Annotated in this window: 5 protein-coding genes and 2 pseudogenes; 2 read left to right on the forward strand and 5 right to left on the reverse strand. The window is 42.4% G+C overall.

Features of this window, described 5'->3' with window-relative positions:
* Window positions 1–76 precede the first annotated feature (76 nt).
* Together NH568_RS22755 and NH568_RS22760 are read right to left on the reverse strand one after the other, a co-directional pair.
* Window positions 77–694: a hypothetical protein gene (locus tag NH568_RS22755; RefSeq protein ID WP_253110682.1), complete on the reverse strand. Its 618-nt coding sequence runs from the start codon at window positions 692–694 to the stop codon at window positions 77–79.
* Window positions 695–1,165: 471 nt separating this feature from the next.
* The gene (locus tag NH568_RS22760) at window positions 1,166–2,293 is read right to left on the reverse strand and encodes a serine hydrolase domain-containing protein (protein ID WP_253110685.1); all 1,128 of its coding nucleotides are present in this window, start codon (window positions 2,291–2,293) and stop codon (window positions 1,166–1,168) included.
* A 336-nt stretch (window positions 2,294–2,629) separates the two neighbouring features.
* Here NH568_RS22760 and NH568_RS22765 point away from each other — a divergent pair, with 336 nt between their 5' ends.
* The gene (locus NH568_RS22765; RefSeq protein ID WP_253110688.1) at window positions 2,630–3,601 is read left to right on the forward strand and encodes a transposase; all 972 of its coding nucleotides are present in this window, start codon (window positions 2,630–2,632) and stop codon (window positions 3,599–3,601) included.
* Window positions 3,602–3,899: 298 nt separating this feature from the next.
* Here NH568_RS22765 and NH568_RS22770 read toward each other — a convergent pair whose 3' ends face one another.
* Window positions 3,900–5,321 (reverse strand): S41 family peptidase, encoded by a 1,422-nt coding sequence (locus NH568_RS22770; protein WP_253110691.1) that lies wholly within the window; start codon window positions 5,319–5,321, stop codon window positions 3,900–3,902.
* Between the two features lie 257 nt (window positions 5,322–5,578).
* Here NH568_RS22770 and NH568_RS22775 point away from each other — a divergent pair.
* Window positions 5,579–5,715 (forward strand): annotated as a pseudogene (locus NH568_RS22775) (IS3 family transposase); the annotation flags it as partial.
* A 175-nt stretch (window positions 5,716–5,890) separates the two neighbouring features.
* Here NH568_RS22775 and NH568_RS22780 read toward each other — a convergent pair.
* Window positions 5,891–9,181, reverse strand: a complete 3,291-nt coding sequence (locus NH568_RS22780) for a DUF4157 domain-containing protein (RefSeq protein ID WP_253110693.1) — start codon at window positions 9,179–9,181, stop codon at window positions 5,891–5,893.
* A 352-nt stretch (window positions 9,182–9,533) separates the two neighbouring features.
* Window positions 9,534–9,737: pseudogene (locus tag NH568_RS22785) on the reverse strand (ISAs1 family transposase); the annotation flags it as partial.
* Window positions 9,738–10,272 lie beyond the last annotated feature (535 nt).

Genomic DNA, 10,272 nt, shown 5'->3' on the forward strand with positions numbered 1-10,272 from the left:
ACTCCTGAGGTACTAACATTATGTGTCCATGTCTTTCTTTTGGGGTTTTGAGGTGTTACCGGAATTGAGTGTAAGGTTAATTACAGTAGGTAAAGTGAGAAGTTCCTCTTGCTCCCAATTGACTGTAAGTTTTACACACCCCAGATGCCGCATTAGCCTGAGGCATAGCCATTAACACCAAAAGAAACGAGGCATCTTCATTGTTCACAACTTCTGATGGGATATTCGCCCGTATAAAAAAATTGTGAAAACTATTATGATGAAGCAGGTATACCTTATCACGATTTATTCCATCTATAACGTCGGCAATTTCCATTCCACAGTCTCCCACTTTCAGCCCCTTGCTCTTAGCTCGATTAACCAGCTCCATGCGCAAAGTTTCTAAGAAGTAAACGCGCGCAGACTCAATCAAGTCAATAGACACATCTCGCCTAAGGTATTTATCATAAGACCTGTCGGCGACCTCACTAACAAGTGAAAACGCCCACACTGGTAATTTGAGCTTCAAAAAAGCTTCGACTCCCTCTATCGATTCGAGAACGGTATGATGGCTCTGAAGGCTGCCACGAAAGTCACTGTCACCACATTCATATATCAAGTCAAAGGCATCGGGAAGAACATTAGCTTCCTCTGCGCAAGACTGTGAGGCCATGAGACCCAATAGCACAAATGATAGAAACGTTTTCGCTACCATCTACCCTAACTCCTTTAATCAGTTTACCCCTGAATTTTTGCAACCATAACCGTGATTTCTTTTTTGACATGCTTGAATGTCATCTCAGGTAAAAATCCTTCACGGGTTGATACTGATGCAACATATTTCTTTAACTTCAGAGACTTTACCACGGATTTAGGACATTCGAGAGACACTCGTTTGGGAAGGAGCGTTCGAGAGACACCCTGGAGCGTTCGAGAGACACCCAATCCTGACGTTAGGGAAACACTCATTCCGGAAGGAGCGTTCGAGAGACACCCAATCCTGACGTTAGGGAAACACTCATTCCTAAAGTCAGCTTCCGAATGCAGGCAGGTGCACTTTCAATTGAACCTGCCGCGCCATGAAAGGAACAGATTACAATGGATGTTTGTGTTTTTTGGGGTGGCCAATATCACTAAGCCACGACACTACCTCCAAGTATGCAGCGGAGCGGAACTATGCCTACTGTTACGCATCCGACTTTGAGGCTTTGTTATATGCCATCAAATAGTCAAAAACCTTATCTGAAATAACTTCTAACTTTGGTTGAGTATTGTCCCCTGCTACATTTGTTACGATGAAAATACCAACATTTTTACTTGGATAAATGGCCAGCCAACTAGATGTGCCCATTGAGCCGCCACTTTGATAGAGCATTAGTTCATTTGAATCATCTTTAGTTGTGTACCAATAAAATGCCGAGCCATGACCTGTCCAACTCTCATCCAAAATTTGATGAGAAATGGCCACCTCTGGCTCTGAGGATAATTGGTGTTGCATATAACGCGTGACAGAATCAACGTCTGAAGTTAATCCTCCACTAGCAAACCAATATGCACTAGCCAAAGGCATTTGATTGCCATTTCCATCTGTACCTACAGTAACTTCACTTACCTCGAAATTTGTACGTCTGAATTTCGTGCCTCGCTCTCCAGACTTACTCGTGATCTTTTCAGAAACCAGCAATTCAAAAGGTTTTTGGTAAACTGATTCCAGAATATATCCAACTAAATTAGTACCAACGCTTGAATATAGATAGTCCTCACCAGGTGTAGAGCTAAGCTTCACTTTTTTAAGATCATCAAAGTAGTCGTCTGTGGAGTATTTTGATATTTTTTCAAAATATCTGCCTTGCTCAATATCTTCGCGACTGACAGCAAAATCTCTTGGGAGCCCACTAGTATGAGTCAAGAGGTGTTGTAATGTTATATATTGGTTAGACAGCTCCAAATTTTTGTATTCGTTACCTTTGAGGTAATGGCGGATATCTTTGTCTAGCTCAACTTTCCCTTCAAGAATAGCCTCAGCAACCACTAGCCCCGTATAAGTTTTGGTTAAAGAGCCTAGTTCATATATTGTTTGGTTGTTAGGCGTATCACCATTACTTAACGTCCCAAAATGATACTGGTAAGTATTTTCTGCGTTTACAACAGAAATTGATACGACCTGCCCTACATTTCCATCAATAAATTCTATGAGTTCATGTTTCGTGTTTGATTCAAAATTAGTTGCGTCATGACTTTTACAAGAGGCCAGAGCTGCCATTAATGAAATGGCCAATATTATTGATATAGTTTGGGTTATTGATCGGTTCATCGTTTTCCTTTTTAGATCATTGAAATCCTTTTTTAGACGATAAAATTCAATAAAAGGTTTAAATGGAAAATTAACTTAGGCACCAAACGCCTTGCTATTAGGAATTTTTAGTATGAGTCCGGTAGTCGAGTCTGGCAGCGAGTCTGGCAGACACCCACTCCAAAATTTGTCAACCATACTTCCACCATCTATGCTTGAAATCTGCTCCAAGGATAAGGACGAAACAAATGCCAGCGGCACGGAAATATGAGTCTGGTAGACACCCACTCCAAAATTTGTCAGCCATACTTCCATCATCTATGCTTGAAATCTGCTCCAAGGATAAGGACGAAACAAATGCCAGCGGCACGGAAAAGCCTGGTCAGTTTAGTTGACACAAAATACTATCATTGCACCTCTCGCTGCGTCAGGAGAGCCTTTCTATGTGGTAAAGACCCATTAACAGGCCGGTCTTATGAACACCGCCGTGAATGGGTTGAAGAAAAGCTACTCCTGCTTGCATCCATTTTCTGCATTGATATCTGCGCTTACGCTGTGATGAGTAACCATACTCACATCGTTTTGTATGTAGATGATAAAAAAGCCAATCGATTGACCGACAAAGCCATTGTTATTCGTTGGCATAAGCTATTCAAGGGAAATTGGCTGACGCACAAGTTCGTTGAAAATAACAAACTTAATCCGTCCGAGCGTATGATGCTCGACGATATTCTCAACAAATATCGCGAACGGCTGGCGAGCATTAGCTGGTTTATGCGCGTACTCAACGAAGACATTGCCCGGCGTGCCAATAAAGAAGATGGCTGCAAAGGCCGATTCTGGGAAGGCAGGTTTAAGTCTCAAGCATTGCTCGATGAAGCCGCACTAGCCGCCTGTATGGCCTACGTTGACCTCAATCCTATACGAGCCAAAATGGCCAGCACACCTGAGACTTCTGAGTTCACCAGCATTAAAAAGCGTATTGAACATGTTCATAACGGAAAGCAGCCCAAGAGCCTACAGCGCTTTGCCGGGAACCCAAGACAACACATGCCCAAAGGTCTGCCCTTTGAGCTTGAATACTATATTGAGCTGGTTGAACTCACAGGACGATGCATCCGAGCTGACAAACGAGGTCATATCTGCGATGCCCAGCCTATTCTCGCTCGACTGCAAATCGAGCCTGAAAACTGGCTAAAGCTCACCACGCAATTTACCAAAGTGTTCCACAGTGCAGTCGGCAGACAGCGAGTCTTGACTGAATACTGTGAACACCTGCAAAAAAAGCGACGCCCCAATCTGGCTAATTGTAAGCGCTTATTAGGGTAGTATTCTTTACCTTGAGCTCAAATTATGACTGTCGCACTCTGGCAGCGCTTATCTGTGCCCCAAAATACCCAATAACTACTGTTCGAGCTGAAACTGCTCATCAATGAGTTCCGACTCTGCAGTTTATCGCTTCTTTACTCAACTTCGCGCTCGCATTCATTCACCAAACACCCAATAAAGGAACAGGCAAAGCTGGATGTCTACGTATTTCTTCTACGTATTTCTCTACGTATTTTTCCTTGTTTTTAATTAATATTCAGCCGACAGTGCAATTAAAATACTCACTTCAGTAAAAGCTTTATTTAAGAATTTTCATTGCTTCAATGAGTGCACTATCTTTTTCAGCCTTTAAATCAGCGTCGTTTAAATATTCAAAGTTCTTATCTACTGGGTAACCACGATATTCATAACTCTCGCCTTTATGGTCAAAATAACGTTCATTAGATAAAGTAAAAGACCAGCCATTTGGGAGCTGCTTAGGAAGTGAATCACTAAAACCGCCATTAGATGGCTCTCCAATGATGGTAACTTGTTCTCTGGCAGCAAGACCAAGTAAAAATGATTCAGCAGCACTCATGGTTATACCACTGGTAAGCACTACAATGGGCCCTAGGTAACGGTCAAACGTTGCGGGATAAACAATAATATTTTCAGGGTTGCTAAAACCACTTTCAGTTCGGTACGATTTACTGCCGATATGTAGTGGTTTATCAATAAAATAGGACAATATTCTTTGTGAAACAATGTCGTATCCACCACTATTCCAGCGTAAATCGATCACTAAACCTTTGGCATTCGTGAGCATAGGCATAATATGCTGCATCGCTCTGTCTACTTCTTTTATATCCGCTTGAACAGTTTTTTCAGCAGTATATTCACTCATATCATCAATACTTAAGTAGCGTATTTCATGAGGGAATGAAGCCCAAAGTAAGCTGCGGTTTAATTGCTGTGGAAGATGCTGATTGTCAAAATAGCTTGAAATTATGTTGTTGCGTTTTTCATTCAGTGCTTGATAAAAATCACGCAAGGATGAAAATTCAGTTTGTTGTGAAAACCTTTCATCAATAACCCTACTTCTGAACTGCTCCCATTTAATATTGTTCATAGTAAAGAAGCTGTCATCATCTGATTCTACATACGCATGAGCGTCCCCTAGTTCATCTATAAGTTCCTCAATTACTTCAGCCAATGCTGATTCGCTCGTACTATTTGAAATTTTATTTCGCCAAGTTTTATAGTTGGTATGCCAGTTCCAGTTAAGCTCATCGTTAAATGCAAAGTGTTCTGCAAAGGTAAACCAAAAAATATCAAATACTTCTGGGGCTGAGAACTTTGTATTTTTAGTTCCTGCATTAGACTGCAAGCTTTTTTTACATAATGTCGGTAAACGGCTCAACCTTTTTAGTTTTACAGGATGTGCCGTATACCAATTTAATTCAGCAGAGTCACCCTCTACAATCAAGTTACGACTTGGATATTCACCTGTTTCGACATTATTGAGTATGCAATGGTTTTTTGTAATATCGTAAAAACGTATATCTTCTCCGATGACTTCTAATATGTAACCATAACCTTGTGTTTGCCAGACCGAATGATTAGGTGCTGCATTCTTGGCTTTACTCGTAAAAGGCTCAATATCTGATTTGAAAGCAGAAACACTTACAGATAGTAAAAGTAGACCTATCAGCAAGAAAATTAAAGGTATTGTTTTGCTCATAAAGCTAGATATTTCCCTAAATAGTATTTTTATTTGCAATATCATATGTTAAATTAAAAACAACATAAACACAAAGCCCCACTTATAAGTTTTTACATATGAGGCTTTTATTTGAATGTTTGGAAAAAGTAATCAATCGTAATACCAAGGTCTGCTTTTCGCTCTTAGCTGATTGTAAGATAAAGTCCAAATGTTGTGATTCAATAAAACCGGACACTAATTTAAGTGGCATTATTACCATTCAATGAGAGGTGTCTATGACCAGAAAACGTCGTACTTTTACACAGGAATTAAATTGGGAAGCCGCTACCTTGGTGGTGAAACACCTTAGTCCAAGGCTTTAATGTCTGAGCAGCAGAAAATTCAAGAACTTGAAGCGCGAATTAATCGCCTGAGCTCTCTTGGTGTCTGACGAGATCGGTGATTTTCAAGTTAATTGTCACCATTCACTGTTTTAATCAGCTTGTTTTTCTACCTCAACTGATCGCTGGTTTTGAATGGATGTCTCTTTTAATTGGGTTAATCTGTAAAAAGAGAAAGTGTGACAATTCTTGGTAAAGACCTATTTATTAATGGATATTGGCTAAAAAGTCCACCTTAGCCTGATTGAATGCAGAAGGACCATTTTGGGTATGATCACCGCCCTGAATTGATACTACCCCTTCATGATAATCTTGTTTTGCCTGATTGAACGCGGCACTGCCGTCCTGTGTCTGATTGCCACCACGAATCGATACCAACCCTTCATGGTAATCTTGTTTTGCCTGATTGAACGCAGCACTACCGTCCTGCGTCTGATTGCCACCACGAATCGATACCACACCATCATGATAATCTTGTTTTGCCTGATTGAACGCGGCACTACCGTCCTGCGTCTGATTGCCACCACGAATTGATACCACGCCTTCATGGTAATCTTGTTTTGCCTGATTGAACGCGGCACTGCCGTCCCGCGTCTGATTGCCACCACGAATTGATACTACCCCTTCATGATAATCTTGTTTTGCCTGATTGAATGCGGCACTACCGTCCTGTGTCTGATTGCCACCACGAATCGATACCACACCATCATGATAATCTTGTTTTGCCTGATTGAACGCGGCACTACCGTCCTGCGTCTGATTGCCACCACGAATTGATACCACGCCTTCATGGTAATCTTGTTTTGCCTGATTGAACGCGGCACAGCCGTCCCGCGTCTGATTGCCACCACGAATTGATACTACCCCTTCATGATAATCTTGTTTTGCCTGATTGAATGCGGCACTACCGTCCTGTGCCTGATTGCCACCACGAATCGATACCACACCATCATGATAATCTTGTTTTGCGGCGTTGTAAGAATTTGAACCGTTTTGATCGGTGTCACCATTTTGCGCATCCCTCAACCCATCATTCGCATGATGAGGTTCCATCCAGGCAGACATATCTACCTTGGTGCCATTTCTGGCTTTAATTGACTCAGAAAGTGCGTATTTGTTCACCGTTTCCATTACAATCCCTCGATATTGCCTCCAAATGTTCGGATATGCTTCTTTAAAAGACGTTTCCCATTCGCGTAATACAGCCGTCATATCTGTCTCGGCTCTTACTACCGCACCGGATCCTGGTTTCATAAAAGCGTTCCATTTTATATCCAGATATTTCTGCGCTAGTTGTCTTACAAGTATCATATTTTTGCGCGCTTCTTCAGCGCCGCTCAGTGGTGTATTGTTGGCTAATTTCGCGTAAATGGTTTGCATATCATCAGTATCGCCGCCGAAGGTGGGGTTGTTCCAATACTGGCCGGAGACAAACTCACTTTTGAATTTATTGTTCCATTTGTCTGTACTTATGTGTCCGCCAATGTTTCCTTCCAAATCCCCGAGGTGTTCATTTGCATCAGGCTCTCCATGCCCGGTAGCCTGCCCATCTTTATATGTTGTCAATGGTGCACTGGCATACACTTCAACATATTGAGAAAGTGTATTTTGAAGCAATTGGGTCCATTCTAATTCAGACTTTTGAACGTTACCCACAACGGTATTCAGTTCCTGTATGGCGGGAGCAATTAAATTGTGCAGCAAAGCAATTCTTTGCCTATTCACTTTTTTCGATGAACCTGATGTTCCGTATTTATCTTTTGTTGTTATGTCCGCCCAATCTTGTGCTGCCAACGCCTGCCAACGATGCTCCATATACAAAAGAAACGACTTCAAGTTAGCGTGATAACCCGCTTTAGTGATGGCTTTTAAAGTCAAGGTCCATGCAACAGTGTGTGATTTCTGCCCCTCATCTCCGTACTGAGTTAAGGGTCGATCATCAGGCAAATAAATTGACGCAATCGCGAGTTCATTAACAGACAATTTAGCAGGCTGGGCATTTGCAGCACGAATATCACTAATGTGTACCTGCGCATGAAAAGCAACTGGTTTAGTTGCCAAAGCCTGATCTGTTACTTTAATTGCAGCGGGATCGTTGGCCAGTGCCGGGGAATTTCCCACAACAGTTTGTGCTGCGGCCTCTTCAGGTGCCAGTACGTTAGCTTTGATATCGGCGCTATATAAGCTCCAAATCTTTGGATAAGCGCGTGCAAATGCCGTTTCATACTTTTGAGCGATTATATTTATGGCGCCTGGGTCATTGATACCGCCACTTTTGCCTACGCCGGTATCCCAGTATGCTTTCGCTTTATTAACTACCTCATTTTTTTGATCAACTGTGTACATTGAAAACTGATCCAACGCGTCTTCAATCTTGCTGAGTTTTTTATTGGCTGCAGGTTCACCGTGCGACACTGGTCGGTGGTCAATTAATTGGCCGCCGGCTAAATCGACCATGTAGCCTGTATGAGTAGACAAAGGCGCCAGCTGCAATGCAACAAAATAATCAGATATGGCTCGTCTAATCTTATTGTGAATTTCCAGCGATGACTCGTTGTCCTGCTTCAGGTTATTGAAATAATTATTGTTATAGATTGCCAAATATCGATTTAGTTCTTTATAAGCGTTACTGCCAAGTCCTGGATTCATGTGGCTCTGTTGCGTTCGCAACGCTTGCCAGTCATGTATTAAATAGTGATCGATAAAATCATTCAGACCTAAGTTCTTTACATTGGTGTAACCACGTTTAAGCAACGTCCAGCTAACAGAGTGAGCCTGCTGAGTATCGCCGTACTGTGTTGGAGGACGAAAAGATTCTGGTAACACTATGCGGTCAACCTGCAGATCATGCGTTCGGGTATCCTGCGCTTTATTCGCTCTATCTAACGATACCGCAGCAGCATAAGTGAATGCTCCTTGCAGGACCGAGCCGCTGAAAGTGTTTTTTTGAACTGCACCTTCGCCAGTAGGCCATATTTGATGATGTGCCAATTGCACTGCCTTTGCGCCCATAACATCGGCTTCGGCTTCCAGTGCGCTGTCGGTATTTATGCTAACACCGCTGCCCTGTTCAGATTTCAGCTGTGTGGTTGGTTTTACACGCCCCTGCTTTTGCTGTACTACGTGCCATGCTTCATGGGCCAGATGGCTATGCTGTCCCGACGCGATGTGTATATCATTGCCCTGAGCATAGGCGTGCGCTTGCAGTTGAGCGGGCTTGTCGGAATTGTAATGGACTCGAACGTCATCCATTGAATAACCCGACATGCGTTCAATCCCAAGCTTCAAGTCATCAGGTAAACCAGTCCTGTTGTTTGAGACCTGTTTTTGTTGTAACGGCGGATTGCCTGAGTTTTGTGACGTTGGTCCTAGCGCTGCTATTTTTGCACGATTATCCACAAGCGCAAAACCGCGCTTAACATCACTTTTCTTTTGAGCTAATGAATTTGCACCCGCTTTGTGTTTGTTATCCTTGCGGTGCCCTTTGTCAGCATACATATTTCATCCCATTTCTACTATTTGATAGCTAACCACACGAAAGCTTGCTTTTGCTCAGATTTGGCATCATGACCAACGAGGATTAACAGCAAAGGGTAACAATTAATTATTCCATCGGATCTAAAATAATCCGGTTTTTCATAAATATCCATCTCAATTTTGGTTTCGATACGTATTCATACATTAGCCATACATTTTATCCGTGTACCAACGCTCATTTTATAAAAATTTATAAAGATCTATACCTTGGCGCACTAATTGCTGTGTTTTACAGCTTGCATAGCAAAAGGAGTATTTATATACCATGCAAGCAATTCAATCTGGTAACCATCCAGGGCAAGAGCATGAAAAATCACTTGCTATTCAATACCCTTTCTGGATAGCACTCGTTTCTAGCGGCTTTTAGCTGTTTAGCGCGAACACCTTTGTTAAAGGATGTCTCTTTCTTTAATAAATTCAATGCAATATGTCTTACACCAGCAAACACTTCTGCTGCACCGTCGCGGCGTATACGGCAACCATCTTCATTCATTGCCACATCCAGACACCAATGAAGACTGTGGTGATTAGGCCGCGGGAACCTCCCCCGCAGCCTCTCGCAGAACGGTACGTGAACCTCTCAATTCATACCGCTCCCATCAAGCAAACGCTCCTGCCATTCCTGCCCCCCAATGGGCAAACAACCTCGGGTTTTTCTTTGCTATCCCTTCGAGAAACTTCGAGGCTCGGGTTTTGTGTCTGCGCAGGGCCTTAAACTTACGCCTTGCCCAACGCACCAGGGATAAAATAGCACGGACACCCAATCAAAAACTGTTCTACATCTGAGAAAATACGCAGACACCCAGTGGCAGATAAGTTTTGGAGTGGGTGTCTGTGTTATTTCTGTATTATTTCTTACGCTTTTTTATTCATGTGAACCTTAAATTTCAACCACTTAGGAGGCACTCATTTTCAAAGTCAAACCGGCAGGTTCAACTTGGAAGTGCACCAACTTTTTCATTATAGATTTCAAATGGAGTTTTGTAATCAAGGCACCTCCTGGGCCTTGAGTTTAAATTATGCTCTATTTCTTGAATCTGTTTGTTGGTTAC

Source organism: Pseudoalteromonas sp. XMcav2-N (genome assembly GCF_024124545.1).
Taxonomy (GTDB): Bacteria; Pseudomonadota; Gammaproteobacteria; order Enterobacterales; family Alteromonadaceae; genus Pseudoalteromonas.

Bases quoted from the DNA above. Each gene is read 5' to 3' on its own strand.
- NH568_RS22755 (WP_253110682.1), bottom strand. From the start codon at position 694: ATGGTAGCGAAAACGTTTCTATCATTTGTGCTATTGGGTCTCATGGCC.
- NH568_RS22760 (WP_253110685.1), bottom strand. From the start codon at position 2,293: ATGAACCGATCAATAACCCAAACTATATCAATAATATTGGCCATTTCA.
- NH568_RS22765 (WP_253110688.1), top strand. From the start codon at position 2,630: ATGCCAGCGGCACGGAAAAGCCTGGTCAGTTTAGTTGACACAAAATAC.
- NH568_RS22770 (WP_253110691.1), bottom strand. From the start codon at position 5,321: ATGAGCAAAACAATACCTTTAATTTTCTTGCTGATAGGTCTACTTTTA.
- NH568_RS22780 (WP_253110693.1), bottom strand. From the start codon at position 9,181: ATGTATGCTGACAAAGGGCACCGCAAGGATAACAAACACAAAGCGGGT.